Consider the following 26,920-nt stretch of genomic DNA (forward strand, 5'->3'; position numbering starts at 1 on the left):
ACCGGGCACGAGCATGGAAGGGTATCCCTTTCCTGCCCGTTGGTTGCAGCTGATTTCTCGCATGAATTCCAGCATATTGCATCAGGCTTTTGTGATTAAACACACAATCGGTTCTGAAAGGCTTGGGGTCGATCCGCCGGATTCCAAGAAAATCCGCATTCTCTCATGACAATTTGGCCAAACTTTCATGAATATGGTTTCTTGACTCTTACCAGTCGCACCAATAGCCTTCCCTAATTGGCCAACCCGGCTGGGGAGTCGGGAGCCGTCACAATCTAAGGGGGGGTGTATGCGGCGTAGTCTACGCTTGGCGACACTGATGGCTTGCTGCGTCTTTCCGGCGGGGCAGGCGATGGCGCAGGCTACTCCCGATCCGGGGCAGGCGGTTCCTGGCAGGGACGAAGTTGATCCGCGGATCGAAGAACTCAACCGCAACACCGCCGAAGTTGTCAGCGACGGGGCGATCGATACGCTGCCCTGCGCGCTGGACGGTTCGACCATTCCCGTTACACTGACCGAAGTCCGTTTCGAAGGCAGCGTGGCTGGCGAACCGCTGGCGCCCGAACTGGCTGAATTGCTGGCTCCGCTCGCGGTGCCTCCTTCGGGCGAGCGGCCGATTTCGGTGGTATGCGACATTCGCGATGCAGTGAACAACCGGCTCGAGGCGGCAGGTTACGTCGCGCTGGCGCAAATTCCGGCGCAGCAGATCGAAGGCGGCGTGTTGACCCTGCGGATCGTCTCCGCGCGCTTCGTCGAAATGCGGGTGCTTGGCGAAGTCGGCGGATTCGAGGACGTAATTACCGCACGCGCCGAAGAGATCAGCCAGCTGGCCCCGCTCAACCGCCGCGAAGTGGAGCGCATCCTGCTCGAAACCGGCGATATTCCCGGCCTCGATATGACCATGTCGATCACGCCCGCGCGGACTGGCGTTCCCGGCGATGTGATCGGGGTGCTTACCGTGCAGACGCGGCGTTTCCAGGCGCTGGCGAACATCCAGAACTTCGGTTCGCCGCAGCTGGGCCGCTGGGTCGCTTCGGTGCGCGCGGAGGCATACGGGCTGACCGGCATGTCAGACCGGACAGTGCTGACCTATTCGAACTCGATCGATTTCGAGGAAATCCGCGTGTTCCAGGCTAGTCATGACTTTGCCATCAATGACAACGGCTTGCGCGCCGAACTTCGCGGCTCGGTAGCCTATTCGCGGCCCGATATCGAAAATCTCGATCTGCGTTCGCGTTCCATCATTGCCGGGTTCGAGTTGCAGCAGCAACTTGTTCGCACCGTTACCACAGATGTCTCGGTGGCGGGCGGTTTCGAATTCCTGCAGCAGCGCACAGTCATCCAGTCTGGCGATACGGCGGTGCCGTTCTCTAAGGACGACTTGCGCATTTTCTACACCCGGCTCGATGGCGAATACTTCCGCCCGCTGGGCGGTGGACGTGCGCACCGGTTGGCGGGATCGCTCGAACTGCGGAAGGGATTCGGCTTCCTCGGCGCGAGCGAGCGCGGGCAGCAGAACGGGCGTTTCTCGCCGAGCCGTTTCGATGGCGATCCGGAAGCTTTCGTAGCGCAGGCAGAAGTTTTCGGCGATATCAGCGTTGCCGGGCCGATCAGCCTGGAATTCGGCGCCTTCGCACAGTGGACGGACGAGCCGCTGCTCAATCTCGAAGAATGGACGCTGGGCAACTTCACCTATGGCCGCGGCTATGATCCGGGAGCCAATTCGGGTGACCGGGTGGTCGCCTTCCGGCTCCAGCCATCGGTGGAAGTGCCGATCAGCCGGGACTTCCGGCTCGAATTGCTTGCCTTTTATGACTGGGTGCGGCTCGACAATCTCGACGCCGGAACGGTTGAAACCGGGCGCGAAATCGCTTCGTACGGCGCGGGGTTGCGGTTCATGCTGCCGGGCCGGCTGTCGCTGGAAGCCTATTACGCCATGCCGCAGGATCCGGCGCTCAGCACCGACGATGCGCCGCCGGAAGACCGCTTCCTGCTGACCCTTTCGACACGCTTCTATCCGTGGGGGAACAACTGATGTCCCAGAGCAAGACCCTTTCGTCGCCCCGCCTCGTCCATGGTTTGCGTCGATCGCTGCTGATCGGGACAGCGCTGACGGTATGGAGCATTCCTGCATACGCGCAAGTTGCGCCGCCGCCCAATACTGCTCCTGTGAATACCGGTGCGGGTGGTGCGACGATTACCACCAACGCTGCAGTAGCCCCGGCGGACGATGCGCTCGGGTTCGATCGGCGGTATGAAATCGACGTGGATGGGGCAAGCCGCATCCTGACCTTCAGTTCCTACGATGTCGCCAGCAATGTCATTGTCGATTACGTCAACAATGCGGCCCCCGGCGCGCAGCTTACGGCTGTGAACAATATTTCCGCAGGCAACCCGTCCGACATCTTTGGACTTATCCGCGCCGAATCCGATATCAACGTCTGGCTGATCAACCCGGACGGTATCGCCTTCGGTTCGTCCGGTGCCTTCAGCGGTGCCAGCTTGCTGGTGAGCACGCTGCCGTGGGACAATATCGGGCTGGCCAATCTGGCTGCGCCGAACTTTGAACGAAATGGTGGTGGTGCAGCCAGCGCGCTCGTCATCTCCCCCGGCGCATCGCTGGGGAGCACTGCGTCACCTGCCGGTGGCTCGGTGATCCTCGTCAGCGAACGGCTTACGATGGGCGGGAATATCGAGGCTACGGGCGATGTCGTGTTGGTGGGCGCGCGTGACGTGACCTTTGCCAACGTTCCGGGAAGTCCGCTCAGTTTCACCATCACTGAAGGCGTCCGAGTTAACCAGACCGCCAACGGTGTACAGGTTACCGGCTCCATAACCGGGGCGAACATCGGCGTGGCAGGTGCCGGTTTCCTGTCTGGGGGTGGTCAGAACGTCAACCAATTGGTGCTTGGAATCGGCCCTGACGCGACTCTGACCGCTACCGCGAACAATGGCGTGATCATCCTTGCTACCGCCAGTGAAGCCGGGATCACGATTGCCAATACTGCTGTCCGCGAAGACATTCGCAGCCAGGGCGATCTCGTCACCACAGGCACATCAGCGAACATCGTCGTCACGAGCGCAGACGGCGTATCGATGGCTGGCGGCAGCGCCGATGCAACCGGCGATGTCGAACTCACTACGGCTGCCGGGCAGATCAGTGGCAGCGGCGATTTCACCATCACCGGCGCCAATGTGAGCATAACCTCGCCCACGGCGATCGACTTTGATTCCACCACGTCCATCGGTACGTCCGGTTCGTTTGTCGGCGATGTCGTGATTGCTGCTCCCGGCGCGATCGAATTGGGCGACGTGTTCGCCAACTCGCTGGGAAGTTCTCTCCTTGGCGCGCTGACCGAGAACGAGCTCACGCTCGGCAACGTCACTACCACGCTGGCGCTGGACGTTATCACGTCGAACGATACGCTCACTTTTGCGAGCTTGAATTCCACCACAGGCAATGTCGATGTTGACACCGGCACCGGCAATATCGCGGGCGGGGATATCTCGGCGACCAACGTCGACGTCCAGGGCAATGCGGTTACGCTCGGCACGGTTACGGCCACTTTCGTCGTAGGTGTCACTGCCAATAGCGACCTGAACTATGGGACGCTCACCGGCACCGGCTCGAGCGTTTTCGCGACCTCCACGGCTGGGGATATCATCGGCGGTGATATCACCGCAGGAACCGGAGCGAGCCTGACGGCGAATGCCGGATCGATCGACGTTGAGAACGTGACTGCTGGCATTGTCAGCATGTCCGCGCAGGACGAGATCGAATTCACCAGCGCCACATCATCTGTTTTCGCAGTGGGAATTATTTCCACTTCGGGTGCAATTGCTGGCGGCGATATTGATTCGGCGACATTTGTCGATGTTGAGGGCACGCAAGTCGAACTGGGCAATGTGGATGCCATCGGGGACATCGATGTCGGTGCGACTGCGGGGACGCTGACATTTGCCTCCCTGGAAACCACGACCGGCAATATTGCTGGCACGGCGACGGGCGCGATCCTCGGCGCTGGCGATGCCACCGCAAACAGCGGCACGGTGGCGTTCACCGGCGCTTCGCTCGATCTTGGGACCATTCTGGGAACGCAGGTAGACCTGATCGCCAATGGCGCGGGTGGCGATATCGGTTTTGTCTCGATCGATGCCGGGGCAGGCACCGTCACGATCGATTCCGATGACGGCGAAATCGTCGGCGGCGGCGATATCGTTGGGGGCGCAGTATTCCTCGCCGCCGGGGCGGGGAACAATTCGAACGACATAACGGTCGGCGATGTCACCGCGACCAGTCTTTCAAACAGCAACCTCGTCAGCGAACTTGCGGCGCCGAATCTGACGCTGGGCAATGTCACGGTCGACAGCGCGCTCATTCTGGTGGCGAGCGACGGCGATCTCGAGGCCGGAGTGATCCGCACCAACGGCACAAATATCGCGCTGACCGCCTTCGACACCGGCGGTGGCGGGGATCGCGGCGATGTGCTGATCGACGGCGCGTTCACCAGCCTGGCCGGAGCTCCGACCACCGGTTCGATCGGTATCTATGCTGAAGGCGATGTCGGGGTGAACATCGGTGGCAACGGGAATGGCAACAACCCCGTTCCCGAAGGCATCATCAACCTCGAAGCGGGAGAGGATATCTCCGTGCTGTCAGATGACGGCAACATCTTCCTCGATTCAGTGATTGCAGGCGATGATATCACGCTGACCGCGCTCGATAATAGTCAGGGCAGGGTCAGCTTCGAAAGCATCCAGACCACCGGGCAGAATATCGATACCGGAGCAGTTGTCTTCGTTGGTGGGCCGGGTGCAGCGACCTCTGTGACATTCTCTGCTGTCGAAACGATCCTCGGATCGATCACCGATATCAACGCATTCCGCTCATTCATCGGTTCCGTGACGACCGACAATTTCATCGAAAACACGCTGGAAGATCCGGCAGTCTACAAGGGCGATATCATCGCCACGGGCTTCATCCAGATCAGCGCGCCTTCGATCGTGCTCGGTAAGAACAATGAAGCGCGGACCTTCAGCGCAGGTGATTTCATCGATATCCGGGCGACCACCGGCAACCTCTCCTACGCCGGTGATGTCACGCTGATTTCCAACACCAATCCAGTCGTCAACGGCCCCGCGACACTGTTCGACGGGATTTTCCTGGGTGCTGCGGGAGCAATTGCCGGGATCGATGCCAACGATACCATCTCATTACAGGCGGGAACTGCGGGCAATCTGCAACCGGTTTTCGTGCAGGCGGGAACGTCTGCTGCGATTACGTCGGCCTCCGGCTTGTTCCTCGATTTCGACGCGCAGGCGATGACGCTGGGCATGGCGGGTGGCACCAATGCTTTCACCGCTGATGAAACAATCGATATCGATACCAGCCTGGGTGATCTGTTGTTTGCCGGGGATGTCACGCTGACTTCTAATGCCGACGGGGCGATTGGCATCGCGCTCGACGGGATCGCGCTGACCGTGGCGGGCAACATTGGGGTGGTTCCCGGTGGTTCGGCCAGCCTGCTGGGCGGAGTCCCGGGATCGCGCACGGCGGTGAACATCGCGCTGGGTGGCGATCTGGCCCTCGACTCGGTCAATGCGACCTCCCTCGCGGTGACCAACCTGCTGGCTGCCCCCGCTCCCGGCGATATCGCCATCGGCAACGTGACGACCGAGCAGGCGCTGATATTGCGCTCTTCAGGCGGCACTATCGATGTGGATGTGGCCTCGGTCACCAATTTGGGGGCGGTCCTGTTACTGGCGGCGGGCGGCGGGAATGACGTGACTTCCGGCACCAGCCTCACCACAAACGGTGGCTCAATCCTGCTCAGCGCGGCGAACAATGTCGCTGTGGAGCTTGTCGACAACGGCGGCGCGGGCGTGATCGCCATTGCTTCGGGCGGCGATACGCTGATCGGCAGCGGCATCGTTTCGGGTGACGACATCGTGATCGAAGCGGGCGGCAATGTCGGCGCGCCGGGGGCACTGGTCAATCTCGACGCCGGAGACGACATCCGTTTAACCTCCGCCGGAACGATCTTCCTCGATTCCGCCGTGACGGACGGGGGAGGCAACCAGGCCTTGTTCACCATCACCGGCGGCGGCACGGAAAATGCCAGCGGCTTCTTTGGTGCCGAGACACTCACCGGATCTCAGATCGTCCTCTCCGCAGTCAACCTGCTTGGCCCGGCGCTCACCGGTTCGGTCGAGGATGCTCTGGTCGTGCGCGACCTCACGGCGGGTTCGGCAGATCTTTCTGCTGCACTGGGCGAAATCCGTCTCGGCGCGATCACTGCCAACGCAGGTAATATCGATATCGATGCCACGGCTGGTTCGGTCAGCGGGCTCGCCAATGGCTGGGTCAACCTCGGCGGCGGCTCTACGATCACCGCACCGGGCAACATCACCCTCAACATCACCGGCAATGCCGAAATCGGCCTGATCGACGGTGCGGTTGTCACTGGAACGAGTTTCGATCGTCTCACCGTCGGCACCCTGATTGCCGATGCCGCTACGCTGACGGCGGTCAATCGCTTGCAGGTCGATAGTGGCACGGTGGCTGGCGTCGCGCAGTTCATTACCGCAGGCGGCGTGGCTACTGATCCTTCGCTCACGGGATCGCCGCCGATTGCCGGGTTCGGGCGCGCGGACCTGACCGCCACCGGCCTGCTGACCGTTGCGGCCGGGTCCGGCGCGGCACAGCTCGGGGCGCTGTTTTCAGAGGAAGTCGGCGCAGCAATCACTGTCTCGGCAGAGGCGGTGGACGTCTCGACGGCAAACACCATCACTTCGGGTGGCAATATCTTGCTCACCGCAACACAGGGCCAGCTCACCCTGGGCTCCGCAGGCTCGGCAGGGGCGCTGACACTCGACAAGCTGGGGGCAAGCGGGCAGATCACGGTTAACGGAGCGCTGGTTGCGCTGGACAACGTCGATGTGGACAGCGCGACCGACATTTCTGCGGAATTTGTTCGCTCGTTAACCGGCGATATCGATCTGGCAAGCAACGGCGACACTGACTTTACCACCGCGCTGGCCAACGTCGGTTCGTTCACCGCCACTACCACGGCGGGTTCGGGAGGCGATGTCACAGCCCTTCTGGTGCAGGCGCAGGGTGCGGTGCAGATCGATGCCGATGGCGCGATCACAATCGACACCGATCCGGACTTCCTGGCTTCCCCCGGTTTCACCCGCTCGATCCAGTCGCTCGGCAGCACGGTAACACTGGCGAGCGGTGCGGACATTGATGTCTTCAGTGTCGAGGCAGCAGGGGCAGTCGATATCGATAGCGGTGCCAACCTTCGCTTCGACAGCGTGACGGGCGCGGCGATTACGCTTGATGCGGTTGACGATATCACCGGCCTCGCTGGTGTTGGCGCGGTTTCCGATCCATTGCCAGGCTTCCTGCGCGGCGACGTGACCGGAACGACGATCACCGTCGGCGCGCTGGGGACGACAGGGATCGTCCAGCTTGACCTGCTCGACGCGAGCGGTCTGGTTGATGTGGATGCCGACCGGATCGATATCAGCACCATCGACGCCGCAACCATCGAACTGACCTCCTCGCTGGCCGATGTGCGGCTGGGTGAGGGCGATGCCAGTGGCAACATCACCGTCATCGCGACGACGAGCGCCACGGTGTTCGATGCCAATTCTACAGGCGGCGATATCGCGGTATTTGCGAATGGCGGCGACGCGACGCTGGTTACCGCCACCGCAGCTGCTGTAGGCGGCGACATCACGCTTTTGGCGAGCGGCAATGTCATCGGGACGACCCTGACGGGCGGCGGCGTTCTGAACGTCGACACCTTCACCGGCGATGCAATCCTGACTTCGGCGGTTATGGGCGGGGCGATCGATGTCGATGCTGGCGACAATATCCGCCTCGGCACATTGACCGGCGGACTGGTCACGCTCGACGCTGCCAACGATATCTCGGGGCTGGCGGGCGCTGGCGCCGGGACCGATCCGTTGCCGGCATTCCTGCGCGGCACGGTGGATGGCACCTCGATCACGATTGGCGCGCTCGGCACGACCGGGATCGTCCAGCTGGGCCTGCTCAATGCGACCGGCGCAGTCGTGGCCGATGCCGATCAGATCGACCTTACCACTGTCAACGCGGCCAGCATCGACCTGGCCTCGACGCTGGCTGACGTGACGCTGTTCGACGGCAATGCCAGCGGCAATATCATCATCGATGCCGCGACCGATGCGATCATCACCACGGCCGATTCTACTGCCGGCAATATCGATATCGATGCGGGCGGGAACATTCGCCTCGGTACATTGTCTGGCGGGCTGGTCACGCTCGACGCGGGTGATGATATCAGCGGCCTTGCCGGAGCAGGCGCTGGCACCGATCCACTGCCCGCATTCCTGCGCGGCGATGTGAACGGCTCGGCCATCACGATCGGCGCGCTGGGAACGACGGGCATCGTGCAACTCGACGCCCTGACCGGCAGCGGCGCAGGTGCAGCGATCACGGTTTCGGCCGGGGCCATCGACGTGACGAGCGCCACCACCACCCTCGGCGGCGGCAACATCGCGCTGACGGCTACGGCGGGTCAGCTCACACTGGGCACGGCGACATCGCTGGGAACGCTGACGCTCGACAAGCTGGGAGCGACGGGCCAGATCACGGTCACCGGTGCACTACAGTCGCGGGGCCTACTCGATATCGATAGTGCCACCGCGATTTCTGCGACCACTCTGGGTTCGACGCTGGGCAATATCCGGCTAGAAAGTTCCGGCGATACGGACTTCGATACCGCTCTGGCCGATGCGGGCAGCTTTACCGCCATAACAACGGCAGGATCGGGCGGCGATCTGACCGCAGACCGGGTGCGCGCGCAGGGCGCGGTGCTGATCGATGCCGACGGCGCGATTACGCTGGATGGCGATCCTTTTGCGCCAGCGATTCCGGGTTTCACTCGCTCTATCCATTCGGTGGGCAGCACGGTGACGCTGGCGAGCGGGGCGGATATCGACGTGTTCAGCGTCGAGGCGGCGGGCTTTGTCGACATCGATGCGGGCACCGATCTGCGTTTCGCAAGCGTGACCGGCACGGCCATCACGCTTGATGCGGGCGACGATATCACCGGCCTCGCTGGCGCTGGCGCTGCGACCGATCCGCTGCCCGGATTCCTGCGCGGCACGGTGGATGGCACCTCGATCACAATCGGCGCGCTGGGAACGACCGGGATCGTCCAGCTTGGCCTCCTCGACGCGACCGGCGCGGTTGTGGTTGATGGCGACCGGATCGACCTGACGACCGTCAACGCGGCGAGCATCGATCTGGCGTCGACGCTGGCCGATGTGACGCTGTTCGACGGCAATGCCAGCGGCAATGTCACAGTGCTCGCTTCGACTGACGCAATCATCACCACGGCTGACTCGACAGGCGGCAACATCGATGTCGATGCTGGCGACAATATCCGCCTCGGCACATTGACCGGCGGACTGGTCACGCTCGACGCTGCCAACGATATCTCGGGGCTGGCGGGCGCGGGCGCCGGGAGCGATCCGTTGCCGGCATTCCTGCGCGGCAATGTGAACGGCTCGGCGATTACAATTGGCGCGCTGGGGACGACGGGGATCGTGCAACTCGGCACGCTTACAGCCGGCGGCGCCGTGATTGTCGATGCTGACCGGATCGACATCAGCACGATCAATGCTGGCACTATCGATCTGACTTCTACGCTCGACCGGGTCGACCTGGGCGAAGGCGATGCCAGTGGCAATATCACGGTGATTGCGGCGACCAGTGCGCTCGTCACCGACGCCAATTCCACCGGCGGAGATATCTCGGTCAGGGCCAACGGTGGCGATGCGACGCTGGTAACCGGCACCGCTGCTGCCGTCGGCGGCGACATCACGCTGTTCGCCAGCGGCGATGCCATCGGCACCACGCTGAGCGGCGGCGGCATCCTGAACGTCGATACGACGACGGGCGACGCATTGCTGACCTTGGCCACTATGGGCGGGGCGATCGATGTCGACGCGGGCGACAACATCCGCCTCGGCACGCTGTCCGGCGCAGCAGTGACGCTCGACGCTGCCAACGATATCAGCGGGCTGGCGGGCGCGGGCGCCGGGACCGATCCGTTGCCGGCATTCCTGCGCGGCGATGTGAACGGCTCGGCGATTACAATTGGCGCGCTGGGGACGACCGATGTTGTCCAGCTGGGCCTGCTTGATGCAAATGGCGCAGTGACGGTCACCGCAGGCTTGGTCGATGTTTCCGCTGCTGACGCCGGAACCTTCATCGATATCGCCGCCACCGATGGCGCGCTTACGCTGGGCAGCGGTACGGCGGGAACGACCATCGATCTCGACAAGACTGGCGCGAACGGGGCACTGGCAGCGGGAACGCTGCTCGCGGGCGGCAATATCACTGCCAATTCGAGCACCAGCCTTCTGCTGTCTGACGTCACCTCAACCGGAGGATCGCTGATCGCCAATGCCACCGGCGCGGCGGGTAATGGCGATGCGATTGTCACGCTGGCGGATACCAGCGGCACGATCCTGATCACATCGGCCAATGCCACGGCTGGCGGGGATACGCTGGATGGCAGCGGCATTACTCTCGATGGCGTTTCGATCGAGGTGGCGACTCTGGCCGCTGCCGGTGTGGGCGGCATTGTTGCCACTGCCAATGGCGGCGACCTGTTTGTTGCCACCGGCACATCAGGTGCCGACATCACCCTGACCAAGACCGGGGATGTCGATCCTGCGCAGGGCATCACTGCCAATACGCTGACTGCGGTGGGCGATATCGATGTCATCAGCGATACCTTTGTCGATATCGGCAATTCGTCTGCCGGGGGTTTCCTCAACCTCGTCTCGCCTGACACCATTGATGCGGACCTGCTGGACAGCGCCGGCGGGATCGCCATCAACACCGGCGGCGATGCCAATCTTGGCGAAATCACTTCCGGCGGCACCATTGTATTGCTGGCCGCGGGCGATATCGATGCTGACACGTTGACGGCAGCGGAAGATATCGCGGCGCTGGCCGGTGGCGGAATCGCTATCGGCGATTTCACTGCAGGCGATAATGTCACCCTGACAGCGGGGACTGCGTTCGACCTGGGCGGCGGCGCGACCACCGGCAGCGGGGCGGACAATGCCACCTATGTGCTCGATCTGGCACAGGCCGGCGATACCAGCCCCACTTCCACCGCGATCACCGATGGCCCGGCCGACGCGGAGAACGGCGATGTTCTGCTGGCCGCGCCAGACGACTTCAACTTGACCGGAGCCATCGATGTTGCGGCAGCGGACGGGACGATTACCGTGCGCAACCTTGCGGGCGGCTCCACCAGTACAAGTGTTGGCACCACTGGCGGGTTCGAAATCAGCGATGCCGAGCTCAATTTCCTCTCCGCTGACAATGTCGTGATCGATTCGGGCGACAAGGCACTTGCGCTGGGGAATTTCACCGTACCTGGCCAGTCGCTGCAACTGTTGTCCACTTCCACCATAACGCTTTCTGGTGCGATTACCGGCACCGGAACAGGCACCTTGCAGATTGGCCAGGGAACTATCGGCGCGAACGGCCTCGTCGATCCTGCCACGCTGACAGAAACCATCGTTGCCGCAACCGACGCCGCGAGCATCGATTTTGCCGGCGGTATCGTCGATTTGCGTGCAGTTCGTATCGTATTCGGGACGCCGGAGTTCCTCGCAGCGACGCAGGGCATCAGCCTCGACGCAGCGGCGGAATTGCTCACCAACGCCGGATCCCTGCTCTACATCGGTGATAACAGCCAGCGGGTGTTCCTGGAGGCCGACACGCTGCGGGTCGCCTATTCGGACTTCGCCCTGTTCCAGAACACCGCATTTTCACAGGGCGGCGGGGTGATCCTGAATGCCGATGCCGCCAATGCGATCGACAGCCTCGCGCTCGAACTTTTCAGCCAGGGTGACGACAATCTGGACAGCTTCGCCCTGTTCGGGGAGATCAACGGCTTCATCGGCCGCACCGCCGGGGTGCTGCCCAATGCGGTACTAAACATCGGCACGTTGTCTCCGCGCGAACTGCGGGTGACGCAATCGCGTTCGCGGGTTAACGGCTGCGTGATCGGATCGCCCGATCGTGGCTGTCTGATCGTCGATCTGCCGCCGCCGGAAATCACCACGATCGACGAACGGCAGGCTCAGTCGCTGATCTCGACCGGCGATCCGAGCGAATTCCTCAACCCGCTTGTCGGGCGCGGCAACGAAGGCCTGATCCTCGACATTGCCCAGATCCCGGTCGGCATCGACATGCTCGAATGCGATGCCGATGATCCTACCTGCGAGCCCACGGAGACCGAAGAATGACCCGCCTTTCTGCGAAATCCGTCCTGCTTGGAGCTGCCTGCTCCCTCGCGATCACGGCGCTTATGCCGGGAGTGGCCGCCGCGAATGCGCCTGAAGTCTTCACCGTGGGAGAGAATTCCGAAGGCGATACCTGTTCCGCCGCGCTCCAGTGGACCAATGGCGAAGGGGCGGTGCTGCTGGCGCGCGATCAGCCGTTCGGCATTACCTGTCGCGGCATCGATGCTGCCGATTTGCAGGGCTACGTTAGCGGCAGCGCCGTGCCCGAGGTGGGTAATTGCGGCGAAGCGATCGAAGTAGCGCTGACCGGCATCGGCATGGCGCAGGTGCGGCGCTGCGCCGATGCGCAGCTCGGGCGTTCGGCAGTGGACATCCGGTTTGAGCGGAACGGCCAGACATGGCACGGCGCAGCCATTCCCACCGCACTGCCTAATCTCGAAGCGGCACTACGGGTAATCGCAGCGGGCGGCGCCATTCCCCGATCAGGCGCCACGGTGGAACCATCGATTGCGCTCGACGCGATCCCCGCCGGGCCCGATGTCATCGCCGGTTCGGCCACCGGCGGCATCACTTCCGAATCGGCTTTCACCGAAGGCGTGCGCGCCTTGCAGACCGGACGGCAGATCGATGCATCTCGCATTCTCAACGATGCCCTGCGCGAATTTGCTTCTGCCGACCTTTCTACGCTGGTCGATCTGCGGCTGGCGGCGGGGCTGGCCGATTCCAACGTCAGCCAGTTTGAAGCGGCAGAGCAGCATTTTGCCGCAGCCGAGGCTTTGTTGGACGGGCAGGGCACCGATGCGGATTCGCAGCAGGTGCAGCAATTGCTCGTTTATCGCGGCCTGCATCTGATCAACCAGCGGCAGTGGACGCGCGCTATCGCTGCCTTGTCGCGTAGCACGCCCGAAAGCGGGCAGTTGCTCGATCCCACCCTGCTCAGCCGGTTGAACCAGGAAACGCTTGCTTTCGGCGGTACTGGGGCAAGCGGCGCCGGGGCGGGCGAATTGCAAAGTTCGCTTGCCGATTCCGCAGCGCTGCAATCGGTGCTGCTGGAAGCCCAGCGCTACTGGACCTTGAGCGTCGCCTATCTCGCCAGCGGCGATGCCGGTCTGGAGAATGCCGAAGCAGCGATTGCCAATGCCGGCAAGGTTGCCACCGGACCGATCGGACGGATCGAACCGGCGCGGATCGGTTGGCTGCATTCCGCCATCGAGCGTCAGCAGGGCCGCATCCATGCGCGCCGGAACGATACCGGCGCGGCCATCGCCAGCTTCGATTGCGCGATTGCGGCACTGCGCGGAACGGTGCCGGGAAATCCGGGTGCCTGTGTTGTCACGCCGTTATCGCGCCAGGCGGACACCTCGGCCACGAGCGCGCTTCTGCTTGAAACACAGCTGGAACGCGCCAGCATTGCCTCGCGCGATCCGGCGCGGCGGGACAGCGCGCTGGCCGATTATCGCGCCGTGGTGGGCGGAATTGCCAACCTCGATGGCGTCGGGCCAGTCTCGCAGGCAGCGCTTGAACGTTATTTCGATCTACTCGCCAGTGCCACGCCGAACGCGGCGCGCAACGAGGAATTCTTCAGCGCGATGCAGTCGATCGGCGAACCGGCGATTGCGCGCGAATATGCGGTGATGCAGCAGCGGCTTTCGGCAGACGAAGGCGTACGAGAATTGCTACGCGAGCGGCGTGATTTGCAGCAGGCTCGCAACGGATTGAGCTTCGAGATCGGTGGACTGTCCGGGACTGATGCGGAGACGGCATCGCTGCGCACCGAGAAGCAGGCCGAACTCGATGCCGTTGTCGCCCAGCTCGATGCGGTCAATGTGCTGATCGACCAGACCGGCGGGATTGCCCAGTTGAGCGACAATCCTATCATGCTGCAGGAACTCGCCGCTTCGCTGGAACCGGGCGAGGTTTATCTCAAACTCGTCCAGCTCAACGACTCCATGTACGGCATGGCGATTTCGCCTGGCACCAGCGAGCTTTACCGGATCGAGGGCACCCTGGCAGAGGTGGAGGCCGAGGTCGAATCGGTGCTCGCCAGCGCGCAGACCAATGCCGAGGCGCGGCTGATGCCTTACGATGTCGCCGGGGCGAATGCGCTGTTCCGGCGGATTGCCGGTCCGGCAACGCAGATGGTGGCCGGTGCTTCGCGGGTGATCTTCGATCCGGCAGGCGCGTTCCGGCGGATGCCGATTGCCATCCTCGTTACCGATGATGCGAGTGTTGATACCTACCTCGCTTCGGGGCGGCTGGGCGATTACAGCTCGGTCGGCTTCCTCGGCAAGCAGGCGGAGACGGCAGTTTCGCTGTCACCGCGCGCTTTTCTGGGCGGGCGCACCAATCCCACGCCCTCGGCGGCGCAGAACGAATTCATCGGTTTCGCCGATGCACCGCCGCCGGTGCTGACGCAGCAGCAGTCGCAGGCGATGATGCCGTTCGACTGTTCGCTAACGTTGGGGCGCTGGGCCGAAGCTCTCTATTCCGCCGATCCTGTAAGCGCGCTGGAATTGCAACGGATCGCCTCTGCGTTGGGCATGGCCAGCGTGCCGCAGTTCACCGGGCAGAGCTTCACCGATGTCAGCCTGACTCAGGGCGCGGCGAGTGGCAGTCTGGATCAGTACAAGATCCTCCACTTCGCCACCCACGGCCTTTCCGGGCGACGGGTCGAAGTGGCGCAGGATAACGGCTCGTGCATGGTCTATGTCCCGCCCTCGCTCGTGACTGCCCTGGCCGCACCAGATGCGGCGGGGACGGTTCTGTCGGATGGCCTGCTGGCTTTCGATGAAGTGACATCGCTGCAGCTGGACGCGAATCTGGTGGTCCTGTCGGCTTGCGATACCTCTGGTTCGGCGACTACCTTGGCGGGTCGTGCGGCAGGTTTCGAAACCAGCGATGCGGCGCTTGACGGGCTGGTGCGATCGTTCCTGGTGGCAGAGGCGCGCGCCGTAATGGCAACGTTCTGGCGAGTGCCGGATAATGTCGTCACCCTGGATCTGATGTCCACCTTCTATGCCGCGGGGCGCACAGATTCGATTGCGGGAGCTTTGCGCACTGCGCAGTTGTCGGTTCTGGAAAACCCGCGCCGGTCGCATCCATACTACTGGGGCAATTTCTTCCTGGTCGGCAATGGCACCAATTCGATGTTCGCCGGGCCGACGCAGGTGGCGATGAACTGACGGCGATTGAATCGATTGTGTGGCAGTTCGCCGCACTTTCCGCGGGCGATCAGCCTACCAGAACCGTAAAACAGCCCAGCACAAGGCTGCCGCCATGCGCCGTCATGTCTCCGATGCGCGCCTGCGGCATGCCCACGGTGATGACAGTGAAGCTGCCCAGCGCAATGACATCGGGCGGGCCGACGCATGTGCACATGTCACCCACCCGCGCTGCCGGAAGACTGCCGATCAGCACGGTTGGCGCACCGGGAGGGAGGACCGGGCCACCCACATGAGGGACTACTCCTGTCACCATCGGGCAGACATGCATGTCGGTCACGCGTGATGCAGGCATTCCCATTCTGGTACTCCTGGGCAATTCCCGCATGACATAGCGCAAAAATCGGCAAGAAAACAGTGGTGATGCGTTACAAAAAGCGTAAGCTGTTGCGTGCAGTCCAGCCGAGGGGGGTAAGGTGCTGATTGACGAGGAAGTAAGCGAATCCATCATGGCGCCGATCGACGGGGGGGTCGGTGTGAATGGTCGCGAGGATGAAGGCGCCGCGGCGGAATTGCTGCGCGACATCCGGTTGAAGCGAAAAGAACGGGTGCGCGCCGAACAGGCGATCGCGCTCGATGAAGACGATGCCGGGGCCGCCGAAGGCGTGGATACCTGGGAAGACATTGGCGAAGCGGCGATCCGCTATCTCTCCGAATGCGGCAAGGATCTGGAGCCGATGGCGATCCTGATCGAAGCGGCCGCCCGGGATGAGAAACCGCCGCAATCTTTGGCCGCAGCCATGTCGCTGCTTGCCGATATGGTCGAAACCTATTGGGAACAGGGCCTTTATCCTCCCGCTGACGAGGACGAGGCGGACGGGGTTGAGGCTCGCTTCATGCCGCTTTCCGGCCTCAGTGGCGGCAGCAATGATCGCGAAGGCGCGCTGATCCTGCCGGTGCGCAACATGGTGCTGCTCAAGGTCGGGAATGAAACCCTGCGCTATGCGGACAAGGTGATGGTCGATGCCGCCAGCCAGGTGCAGGCGGGCGACGCCGATGCCAAGGCCGCGCGGGCCGAAGCGCGGCAGGCGGCCTATGACCGGTTCGAGCGTCTGGTCACAGTCGCCGGGCGTAAAGGCGTGGAACCAACGCTAGAGGCGATTGCCAAAGCCGAGACCGAATGGCGACGCGCAGTCGAATTCATCATCAAGCGCGCCTCACCTTACATGCCCGCCGCATCGCGCCTCACTGGCGAACTCGAAGGCATCCGCGAATGGCTTAGCGGGCTGGCTAAGCGACTGCCTGCAGAAGAAGATAAAGCGGAGGCGGGCGGTGACAGCGCCGGATCGGCCAGCGATGGCGATACCAGTACTTCGTCCGGGTCCGCCGAAGGCGGGGGAGGGAAGGGCTTTGTGGCGGGTAAGATCGACAGTCGCGAGGATGCTTTGCGCGCAGTTAATGCCGCGGCGGACTATTTCGCCCGACGCGAACCGCATTCACCTGTCGGAAAGGCCTTGCGCGAAATCGACAGGCGCGCGAGGATGGGCTTGCAGGAACTGATCGCCGAACTGATCCCCGCCGCCGATGCGCGGACGGAATTCTACTGGCGGTCAGGCATCCGCCCACCAGCCGACGAAGCGCCTGCCGAGACAAAGAGCGGCGACGACTGGGATTGATAGTGCGGTAAAGGGTAACCGGGTCGCTCCGTTGCCGAAGTTTACGACTGATGGTCTGGAAGGGAGATCGACATGAGCGATTCTGTACACGAGAAGCTGAAAAGGGTGCGCAAGCCGCGCGTCCACATCACCTACGATGTGGAAACCAACGGGGCGATGGAAACCAAGGAAATTCCTTACGTCGTCGGCGTATTGGGGGATTTCTCGGGCGATTCCGATGTGGCGAAGAAAAGCCTCAAGGAACGCCGCTTCATTGATCTGAAAAAGGACAAGTTCGACCAGGTCATGGCGCGGCTGGAGCCGGGCGTGAAGATGAAGGTCGAGGACGTGCTTTCCGGCGAGGAAGGCAAGGAATTCGGGGTCGACCTGAAGTTCCGTTCGATGGAAGATTTCGAACCCGAGAAGATCGTCGAACAGGTGGCGCCGCTGCGCAACCTGATGGAAACGCGCAATCAGTTGCGTGACCTGATGGCCAAGGCGGATGGTTCCGAGGAGCTCGAATCGTTGCTGGAGCAGATCCTCAACGACGAAGGCAAGCTGAGCGAGTTGCAAGCGCAGCTCGGCACGAAAGAGTGAGCGGAGCATAGACGATGGCCGAAGAAGCAACCAAAACCGCAGGCGCTGCGACTACCACCACCGAAGAGGGCTCCGTCAGCCTGCTCGATCAGGCAATCAGCGTCACCAAGCAGACCGAACCGGACCGGGTGAAGGATCTGCTCGCCACGCTGGCAAACCAGGCGACTGCGGAAACGGTCAAGTTCGACAAGAACATGACCGTCACGCTGCGCAACGCAATCGCCAAGATCGACGAACAGATTTCCAAGCAGCTGGCCGTGATCATGCATCACGAAAAGTTCAAGCAGATGGAAGGTTCGTGGCGGGGCTTGCATTACCTCGTCAAGAACTCGGAGATCGGCGAAGGCCTGAAGATCCGCATGTTCAACGTCACCAAGAAGGAACTGGCCAAGGATCTTTCCTCGGCGGTGGACTTCGACCAGAGCCAGCTGTTCAAGAAGGTCTATGAAGAAGAGTTCGGCCATGCCGGTGGCCAGCCCTATGGAACGCTGGTGGGCGACTATTACTTCGGCAAGGGGCCGGAGGATGTCGAGCTGCTGCGGAACATTTCCAGTGTCGCGGCGGCGGGCTTCGTGCCTTTCATCTCGGCAGCGGATTCGAACATGTTCGGGATGGACAATTTCACCGATCTTTCCACCCCGATGGACCTCAAGCAGAAGTTCGACACGGCGGAATATACCGGCTGGAAGAGCTTCCGCAAAACCGAGGATTCGCGCTTCGTCACCCTGACGATGCCACGCGTGCTGGCGCGCCTGCCTTACGGGCGGGACACCAAGCAGGTCGAGGCTTTCGCCTATGAAGAAGCGCCTTTCGACGATGCGGGCAACGCCAAGCAGATGGATCATGACGACTACTGCTGGATGAACGCCTCCTATGCGCTCGCCGGCCGGATGACGGCGGCATTCGCGGAAAGCGGCTGGTGTACGGCCATTCGTGGTGCGGATGGCGGCGGCAAGGTGGAAAACCTGCCGACGCACACCTTCATGACCGACGATGGCGATGTGGACGCGCAGTGCCCCACCGAAATCGGCATCACCGACCGGCGCGAGAAGGAACTGTCGGACATGGGCTTCCTGCCACTGTGCCATTACAAGGGGCAGGATTACTCTGTCTTCTTCGGGGCGCAGACCACGCAGGAGCCGAAGAAGTACGACGATCCCGACGCCACGGCCAATGCAGCCATTTCGGCACGACTTCCCTACATCATGGCGACCAGCCGTTTCGCCCATTACCTGAAGGTGATGGCGCGCGACAAGATCGGCTCGTTCATGGAAGCGGAAGATTGCGCCACCTGGCTCAACCGTTGGATCAACACCTACGTCGATGCCACCGAAGGGGCAGGGCAGAAGGCCCGCGCACAATACCCGTTGCGCGAAGCCAAGGTGCTGGTGAAGGAAGTTCCCGGCGCGCCGGGTTCGTACAGCGCGGTCGCTTACCTGCGGCCGTGGTTGCAGTTCGAAGAGCTGACGACATCCATGCGGCTGGTGGCGAAAATCCCCGGCGGCGCGGGCTGATCGTAACGCAATAAGGTGCCTGAAGGGGGTGACATTCTGGCCGCTGCCATCCGCAGCACCACCGGCGAAGAAAATCCGCCGGGTGATGCTGCGGAGGCCGGCCCGGATGCGCCCCCCGGTGCCGAACCTCTCCCAACAAAGGAAGACCCGCGCCTTGCACTGAACGCTGACCGCGCTGCGCATCACGAGCGGCTGATGGCACTCGCCAATGCCGCCATTGTGGAGTTGGACCGGCGGCTCGGTCGCACGCTTGACCTGATCCTGCACCATCCCGATTTCCAGAGGCTCGAATCGCTCTGGCGCGGGACGCGGTGGCTGCTCGATTCTTGCGACGATCCGATGGTCGTCGTCCGCATCCTCGATATCCGCTGGATCGAAATCGCCCGCGACATGGAACGGGCGATGGATTTCGATCAGAGCAAGCTGTTCGATCTGGTTTACAACGAGGAATACGGTCATCCCGGCGGGCGACCGTATGGCATGCTGGTAATCGATCACGCGCTCTCGCATCGGCCGGGGCGACAGGGTCCGACCGATGACGTGGTGGTGCTTGACGGTCTTGCCGATGTCGCCGCGGCGGCGTTTTGCCCGATCGTGCTCGGTGTGCATCCCAGCGTCATGGAACTCGATCGTTTCGACGATCTCGACCTGCGACAGGATCTCGCCGCCAGCCTGGCGCATCCTTCGTTCCGCGCCTGGAACCGGACCCGCCAGCGTCCGGACAGCCGCTTCCTCGCCGCCGTCATGCCGCATCTGCTGGTGCGCGAACCGTGGCGCGGCCGCGATTTCCCCCGGCTGGGCTTTAGCTGGGACGAGAAGGTCAACAGTCCGGACGACTTGTGCTGGCTCAATGGTTCCTTCGCACTCGGCTATGTCACCATGCGGGCGATGGCCAATTTTCGTTGGCCCGCCGCAATACGCGGGATCGTGCCGCCGGGCGAAGGTGGCACGGTGGACGGCCCGGTGCGGCACTTCCTCCATGCCGACCGCCATGGCGTGGTGGCCCGGTTCGCAACCGAGAATGCCGTATCCGAAGCGCAGGAGATGGCCCTCAACAATGTCGGCATCATCGCCCTACGGCAGATGCAGCACACCGGGATCGCCGGATTCATGAACCTGCCGAGCATGCATTCACCGCCCGACATCGGCGGCGACATCGCGCAGATGAACGCCAAGATGAGTTCGATGATCAACTACATCCTCTGCGTCTCGCGCTTTGCGCATTACGTGAAGGTGATGGCGCGGGACTGGGTCGGCAGTTACAAGGATGCGGCCCAGTGCGAGACGCTGTTGCAGCGCTGGCTGCACAAGTACACCACCGATGATGACGATCCTTCCGCCCAGCAGCGCGTGCAGTATCCGCTGCGCGAGGCACGGGTGAGCGTGCGCGAAAATCCGGCCAAGCCGGGCAGCTACGAATGCGAGATTGCGCTGCGGCCACATTACCAGCTCGATCAGTTGACCAGTGAATTCCGGCTCACCACGGTTGTCGGCGGGAAGGGCAACTGATGATTACGCAAAGCCTCATCGACCGTTTGATCGATCTCGAGCCCGAACAGCTGGTGGAGCGCGCCGCCACCGAGGCAGTGGAACTGGCCGAGTACAAGGTCCGCCTGCTGCGCGATCTGGAGCACCTGCTCAACACCACCCAACCGATCTTCGTCTCGCACGGCAAGCATGACGGGATGGCGGACAACATCATTGGCTACGGGCTGGCGGACATGGCGACCGAGGACTTTTCTTCCGATGCCGTGCGTGACCGGCTGCGGCGCGTCGTGGCCGATACCATCCGCCGCCACGAGCCGCGGTTGCATGACGTCTCGGTGCAGGCTGACGATTCACCAAGCGCCAAGGGCATCACCTTCCGTATCATGGCGGTACTTTCCATCAGCCGGAACGACGAAATCGTGGTCTATGACGCGAACGTCCGCCCGAGCGACAAGACCATAGAGCTGGATTTGAACGGGTGACCCGATGATCGATGACCTGATCGAATACTACCAGCGCGAACTGGCCTATCTGTCGAACAATGCAGGCGCATTTGCCGATGCGCATCCCAAGATCGCTTCGCGCCTGCGACTGACCAAGGAAGCGATCGAGGACCCGCATGTGGGCCGTCTGATCGAATCCGTGGCGTTCCTCAACGCCCGGCTGCGGCACAAGATCGACGATGAATATCCGGAGCTTTCGGATGCCATCCTGCACACGCTCTACCCGCACCTGATCCAGCCGCTGCCATCGGTGATGGTGGTGCAATTGCAGCCAGCGGACGATCTGGCGGCGCCGGTGCTGGTGCCCAAGGGGACCGAGATCCTAACCGAGGAAATCGATGGCGAGCCGTGCCGCTATCGGCTTTGCCGTGATGTGCGGATGATGCCGTTGAAGATCGAAAGCGCAACCATGACTGGGCCGCCGTTCGACGTACCTGCGGGCAGCCCCGGCAATGCCAAAGGAATGCTGCACATCCGGCTCAAGACATCGAAGCCGGAGATTACCATCGATCAGCTCGATATCTCTACCCTGCGCTTCTACATCAAGGGCAACGCGCGGCGGGCGCACATCCTGCTCGAACAGTTCGGCACCAGCCTGACCGGGATCACTGCCGCATCGGGAATCGCCGATGTCGACGCAGTGCCGATTGGCGCGGAAGCGCTGAAGATGGGCGGGCTGGACGAGAAGGCACTGCTGCTGCCCCAGCAATCCCATTCGCGTTTGTCCTACGGCCTGTTGCAGGAGCACTTTGCTTATCCGCACAAGGAGATGTTCTTCGAAGTAACCGGACTGGAAGCGCGCACGTTGACGCTGGCGGGCGATACGCTCGATTTACATTTCTTCTTTGACCGGCTGTCCTCCGAGCTTGAACGGGTGGTGCGCGCCGACGATTTCGACCTGTTCGCTGCGCCCGCGATCAACCTCTGGGAAATGCAGGCGGAGCCGATCCTGCTCGATCATTCGGCCATTGAATACCGGATCATCAGCAATACCCGGCGCGAGGATGCGATAGAGGTTTATGCGGTGCAGGGCGTGGAATTGCAGCGCGCCAACGGGGACAAGGTGCCCGTCCCGTCGCTCTATTCGATTGACCGGGGTTCGCCGCGCGAAGGGCGCCATTTCCACACGATTTCACGCCGTTCGAGCTTCTCGAAGGGCGGCGGGGACGATGTGTTCATCACCATCGCCGATCTCGAAGGCGAGTTACTGGGTGATGACACTACCATCGTCAACACCAGGGTGCTGGCGATCAACCGCGAGTTGCCCGCGCGTCTCCCGTTCGGTGGGGGGAGGCCACACCTTAGCATAACCGGATCGGTTCAGGGGCTGGGTAAAGTTACTGCGCTCAGCAAGCCGACGCCCACCCGTCGCGCCCACCGACGCCGCGCCGCGCACTGGCGGCTGGTAGGGCAATTGTCGCTCAATTACCTCAGCCTGGTCGGCGGGGACGAGGGGACCAGCGCACTTCGCGAAGTGCTGGCGCTCTATGATCTGGGCGACACCACCGAGACCTCCTATCTGCGCGACCGACTGAAAGCAGTCCGCACCGAACCTGGGGTCGCGCGGATGCGGCTGAAGGGGCACAGCGTGATTTGCGCCGGGCTGGATGTGACGCTCGATATCGATGACGAACGGATGTCCGGCAGCGGCAGTTACATGCTCTGCGCCGTGATCGAGCGGTTCCTGGCGGGCGCGTGTTCGCTCAACAGCTTCGTGCGGCTGACCGCGCGCCTGCAGCGCGAAAGCGGCGTGTGGAAGACCTGGCCCGCGCGGCTGGGTGACCGGCCGCTGGTCTGATCCCGGTGGCCTTGCCCGATCTCGCCTATCTGAAGCGCGCCACATTTGCGCAGGCGGCGCGGGTGCTCAGCCTGCTTGCGCGGCGTAAGGGCCGCGATCTGGCACCCGGCGGTGATGCAATCCCGGAGGATGAGTCGGTGCGCTTCGTCGCTTCGCAGCGGATGGGCCTGCCCTACTCGGACGTGCAGGATGTTGCGCAGGATGGGAACAAGGCCCGCTTGATCGCCAATATCCTCGGCAGCGCCGGGCGCACGCCGGCTTTGCCGCCGCCCTATAGTGAATTGCAGCTCGAACGACGTCGGGCGCGGGACAACTCGTTCGCCGATTTCCTCAACCTGTTCGATCACCGCGCGCTCAGCTTCTTCTACCGGGTCGAGGAGAAATACCGCTGGCCGCTGATGGTGGAGCGGACCGGAACGGGCGATCGCGATCCGATCGGTGCGATGATGCTGGCGCTTTCGGGAATGGACGCGCGCGGGGAGGCAGAGCGACTGGACCTGCCGCACGCGCAACTCATTCCGCTTACCGTGCATCTCGCCGATACCCGCCGCAGCAGGTACAGCGTGGAAACGGTATTGCGCGTGGCCACCGGAATGGATCTGGAAGTGCTGGAAGCGCAGCCGACCTGGATGGCAGTGCCGCCGCAGGAACAATCGCGGCTCGGCTTCGGCAGGCTTGGAAGTTTTAACCAGCTCGGCGTGCCCGATGATCTGCCGCCCGAGGAATCGGGGCAGGCGGCGATGATCGGTTCGGCCGTGCTCGACGTGCAGCACCATTTCCTGATCGTACTGGGGCCAATGCCCTATGACCGGCTACGTGCGTTCTGTGCCCAGCCGGACCTGCGCCGTCTGGTCAGCCAGCTGGCGGCACTGGCTGCAGGGCTCGAGCAGCGCGCTTCGCTACGACTGCGAATCGCTGCGAGAGATGTCCCGCCGCTGCGGTTGGGTGACGAAGCGACGCCTGCCATGCTGGGATGGACGACCTGGCTGGGAGAGTTTGAAAGTGACGCGGATATTCTCGATGATTGCGTGATCCCGATCGACAACGCCGCGATCCATCAGGAAAAAGCGGTTGTGGTTCGGCGTAGAGGGGTATAGCCTGCAACGCAGTCCGCCGGGGGAACTCTGACAGAGCGGATATATCACGGGTCGCTAATCTGGATCGCGGTTGCGCGGGCATGGGCCTGTGCGTCGCTTTGGTCATGGGGGACAGATGGCGCAGGATACACTGACGGCATTAATCGGCAAGCTGGACAAGACTTGCAAGCAGACGCTTGAATCCGCGCTGGGTTTGGCCCTGAGCCAGACTCATTACGACGTTGAGATCGAGCACTGGCTGCAAAAACTGCTCGACCGTCAGAATTCCGACCTGACCTGCATCCTCGACCATTTCGAGGTCGACAAGGGCAAGTTTTCCCGCGATCTTTCGCTCTCCATCGAGAAATTCAAGCGCGGCAATGGCCGCAATCCGGCGATCTCGCCCTACGTGGTGAAGATGGCGCGGGAAGCGTGGATGTACGCCTCGCTGCACATGGGCGCGGCGGAAATCCGTTCGGGCCACCTGTTGCTGGCGTTGCTCACCAATGAGGACCTCTCGCCGCTTACCCGGCAGATGGGGCCTGAACTGAAGAAGATCGGCACCGAGGACCTGCGGAAGGGCTTCGCCAACATCACTTCGGCCTCGGAAGAGGCGGGAGCGGCGGTGGCCATGTCCGGCGCGCCGGGTGGTGGCGGGGGCGGCGAAGGTGCGGCGCAAGGGCCGGCGGGCGATTCCGCGCTCGGCAAATATTGCATCGACCTTACGCAGCAGGCCAAAGAGGGCAAGATCGATCCGATCTACGGCCGCGATCCGGAAATCCGCCAGATCGTCGATATCCTCACCCGGCGGCGGCAGAACAATCCCATCCTCACCGGCGAAGCGGGTGTCGGCAAGACGGCGGTTGTCGAAGGTTTCGCGCTGCGGATCGCGCAGGGTGACGTTCCCGAAAGCATGCGCAATTCGCGGCTGCTTTCGCTCGATCTGGGGCTGTTGCAGGCTGGCGCGGGCATCAAGGGTGAATTCGAGAACCGGCTGAAATCGGTGATCGACGAAGTGAAGAACTCGCCCATCCCCATCATCATGTTCATCGATGAAGCGCATACGCTCATCGGTGCAGGTGGCGCCGAAGGTCAGAACGATGCTGCCAACCTGCTGAAGCCGGCACTGGCGCGCGGTGAAATGCGGACCATCGCGGCGACGACCTGGGCCGAATACAAGAAGTATTTCGAGAAGGATCCCGCGCTCACCCGCCGCTTCCAGGTGGTGAAGGTGGAAGAGCCCGACGAAGTCTTGGCCGTGGCCATGCTGCGCGGGCTGGTGCCGGTGCTGGAAAAGCATCACGGGGTGATGATCCTGGGCGAAGCGCTGGAAGCCGCAAGCTCGCTTTCACACCGCTACATTGCCGGGCGGCAATTGCCGGACAAGGCGATCTCGCTGCTCGATACCGCCTGCGCGCGGGTGGGAATCAGTCAGGTCGCGACACCAGCGCAGGTCGAGGATCTCGATCGGCAGATTGGCCTGCTTGATGCCGACCTGCGGATGATGCAGCGCGAGGCGGCATCGGGCGCAGACATGGCGTCGCGGATCGCCGATGCGGAATCGAAGCGGGCCGAATGCGAGGCTGAAAAGGCGACGCTGGAAGAGCGCTGGCAGACAGAAAAAGCCGCAGTCGAGAAGGTCGCGGAATTGCGGGCCAAGCTTATTGCCGCCGAAGCGGGAACCCCCGAAGCGGAAGAGACCCGTACCGCGCTGCGGGCGGCGCAGGAGGAGGTCAAGACGCTCCAGGGCGAGCATCCGATGATCTACGAAGTCGTCGATCACGATGTGGTGGCCGAAGTGCTGGCCGGTTGGACCGGCATTCCCGTCGGCCGCATGGTAACCGACGAGATCAACGCGGTGCTCCGCGTGAAGGATGCGCTCGGCGAACGGATCAAGGGTCAGGATTACGCGCTCGAAGTGATCGGCGAAACGGTGAAGACAGCGCGCGCCGGACTGGCCGATCCGCGCAAGCCATTGGGTGTGTTCCTGTTTTGCGGCACCAGCGGTGTCGGCAAGACCGAGACCGCGCTGGCGCTGGCCGAATTGCTCTATGGTGGCGAGCATAATGTTACCACCATCAACATGAGCGAGTTCAAGGAGGAGCATAAGGTCTCCACCCTGGTCGGCGCGGCCCCTGGCTATGTCGGTTACGGCGAGGGCGGGGTGCTGACCGAGGCGGTGCGGCGCAAGCCCTATTCGGTGATTCTGCTGGACGAGATGGAGAAGGCCCATCCGGGCGTGCAGGACGTGTTCTATCAGGTTTTCGACAAAGGCATGCTGAAGGACGGGCAGGGCCGCGACATCGATTTCAAGAACACGCTGATCATCATGACCAGCAACGCTGGCACCGACACGATCGAAAAGCTGTGTCGTAACACCACCATCATGCCCGAGCCGGAGGAGCTGGCGGCCGAACTGCGCCCCTCACTGCTCGAATATTTCAAGCCCGCTTTCCTGGGCCGCGTGGTGACCGTGCCGTTCTTCCCGCTCCCGCCGGAAATCCTGCGGGCCATCGTGGCCATCAGCCTCAAGCGGATTCGCAGCCGCGTGGAAGGGCATTACAAGGCCACGTTCGAGTGGGAAGACGATCTGCTGGATACCATCGTGGCGCGCTGCACCGAACACGAAAGCGGGGCCCGCAACATCGAAAACATCCTCAAGCGCGGCCTGTTGGCCGAGCTGTCGCAGATCCTGCTTGAACGCAGTGCCGAGGGTGAGCAGACCAATTCGATCAGAGTCAAGGCGGACAAGCAAAAAGACTACGCCTACGAGATAAATTGAGTTAGAGTGTAATAAGCGTGGG

Annotated in this window: 12 protein-coding genes; 11 read left to right on the forward strand and 1 reads right to left on the reverse strand. The window is 62.5% G+C overall.

Annotated features, from left to right (window positions below; translation table 11 throughout):
* Positions 1-319 precede the first annotated feature (319 nt).
* Genes JY451_12915 through JY451_12925 form a run of 3 tightly spaced genes read left to right on the forward strand, consistent with a single transcriptional unit; the run spans position 320 to position 15,506 of the window.
* On the forward strand, positions 320-2,035 hold the full coding sequence (locus JY451_12915) for a ShlB/FhaC/HecB family hemolysin secretion/activation protein (protein ID QZH74549.1): 1,716 nt from the start codon (positions 320-322) through the stop codon (positions 2,033-2,035).
* On the forward strand, positions 2,035-12,327 hold the full coding sequence (locus JY451_12920) for a filamentous hemagglutinin N-terminal domain-containing protein (GenBank protein QZH74550.1): 10,293 nt from the start codon (positions 2,035-2,037) through the stop codon (positions 12,325-12,327). Before JY451_12915 ends, JY451_12920 begins: the two co-directional genes overlap by 1 nt.
* Positions 12,324-15,506, forward strand: coding sequence for a CHAT domain-containing protein (locus tag JY451_12925; protein QZH74551.1), 3,183 nt, complete (start codon positions 12,324-12,326; stop codon positions 15,504-15,506). The genes JY451_12920 and JY451_12925 overlap by 4 nt, the downstream gene beginning before the upstream one ends.
* A 49-nt stretch (positions 15,507-15,555) precedes the next feature.
* On the opposite strand, the gene JY451_12930 is transcribed toward JY451_12925, so the two are convergent.
* Positions 15,556-15,873 (reverse strand): PAAR domain-containing protein, encoded by a 318-nt coding sequence (locus JY451_12930; GenBank protein QZH74552.1) that lies wholly within the window; start codon positions 15,871-15,873, stop codon positions 15,556-15,558.
* 88 nt (positions 15,874-15,961) lie between these two features.
* Here JY451_12930 and JY451_12935 point away from each other — a divergent pair, with 88 nt between their 5' ends.
* The 8 genes from JY451_12935 to tssH all read left to right on the forward strand — a co-directional run bounded on the left by JY451_12935 (position 15,962) and on the right by tssH (position 26,898).
* A complete protein-coding gene (locus JY451_12935) occupies positions 15,962-17,161 on the forward strand; it encodes a type VI secretion system ImpA family N-terminal domain-containing protein (protein ID QZH74553.1) in 1,200 nt (399 codons plus the stop codon).
* A 72-nt stretch (positions 17,162-17,233) separates the two neighbouring features.
* The gene (gene tssB, locus JY451_12940) at positions 17,234-17,737 is read left to right on the forward strand and encodes a type VI secretion system contractile sheath small subunit (protein ID QZH74554.1); all 504 of its coding nucleotides are present in this window, start codon (positions 17,234-17,236) and stop codon (positions 17,735-17,737) included.
* Positions 17,738-17,751: 14 nt separating this feature from the next.
* Positions 17,752-19,251 carry a type VI secretion system contractile sheath large subunit gene (gene tssC / locus JY451_12945; GenBank protein ID QZH74555.1) on the forward strand — a complete coding sequence of 500 codons (1,500 nt, stop codon included), beginning with the start codon at positions 17,752-17,754 and terminating at the stop codon, positions 19,249-19,251.
* Between the two features lie 15 nt (positions 19,252-19,266).
* Positions 19,267-20,760, forward strand: a complete 1,494-nt coding sequence (tssC, locus tag JY451_12950; GenBank protein ID QZH74556.1) for a type VI secretion system contractile sheath large subunit — start codon at positions 19,267-19,269, stop codon at positions 20,758-20,760.
* On the forward strand, positions 20,760-21,221 hold the full coding sequence (gene tssE, locus JY451_12955) for a type VI secretion system baseplate subunit TssE (protein QZH74557.1): 462 nt from the start codon (positions 20,760-20,762) through the stop codon (positions 21,219-21,221). The genes tssC (JY451_12950) and tssE overlap by 1 nt, the downstream gene beginning before the upstream one ends.
* Before the next feature lie 4 nt (positions 21,222-21,225).
* Complete coding sequence (tssF, locus tag JY451_12960) at positions 21,226-23,040, forward strand: type VI secretion system baseplate subunit TssF (protein QZH74558.1); 1,815 nt, start codon at positions 21,226-21,228, stop codon at positions 23,038-23,040.
* Between the two features lie 5 nt (positions 23,041-23,045).
* Positions 23,046-24,137: a type VI secretion system baseplate subunit TssG gene (tssG, locus tag JY451_12965; protein ID QZH74559.1), complete on the forward strand. Its 1,092-nt coding sequence runs from the start codon at positions 23,046-23,048 to the stop codon at positions 24,135-24,137.
* Between the two features lie 115 nt (positions 24,138-24,252).
* On the forward strand, positions 24,253-26,898 hold the full coding sequence (gene tssH, locus JY451_12970) for a type VI secretion system ATPase TssH (protein ID QZH74560.1): 2,646 nt from the start codon (positions 24,253-24,255) through the stop codon (positions 26,896-26,898).
* Positions 26,899-26,920: the final 22 nt, after the last annotated feature.

The organism is Erythrobacter sp. (assembly GCA_019739335.1).
In the GTDB taxonomy this organism is placed as follows: domain Bacteria; phylum Pseudomonadota; class Alphaproteobacteria; order Sphingomonadales; family Sphingomonadaceae; genus Alteraurantiacibacter.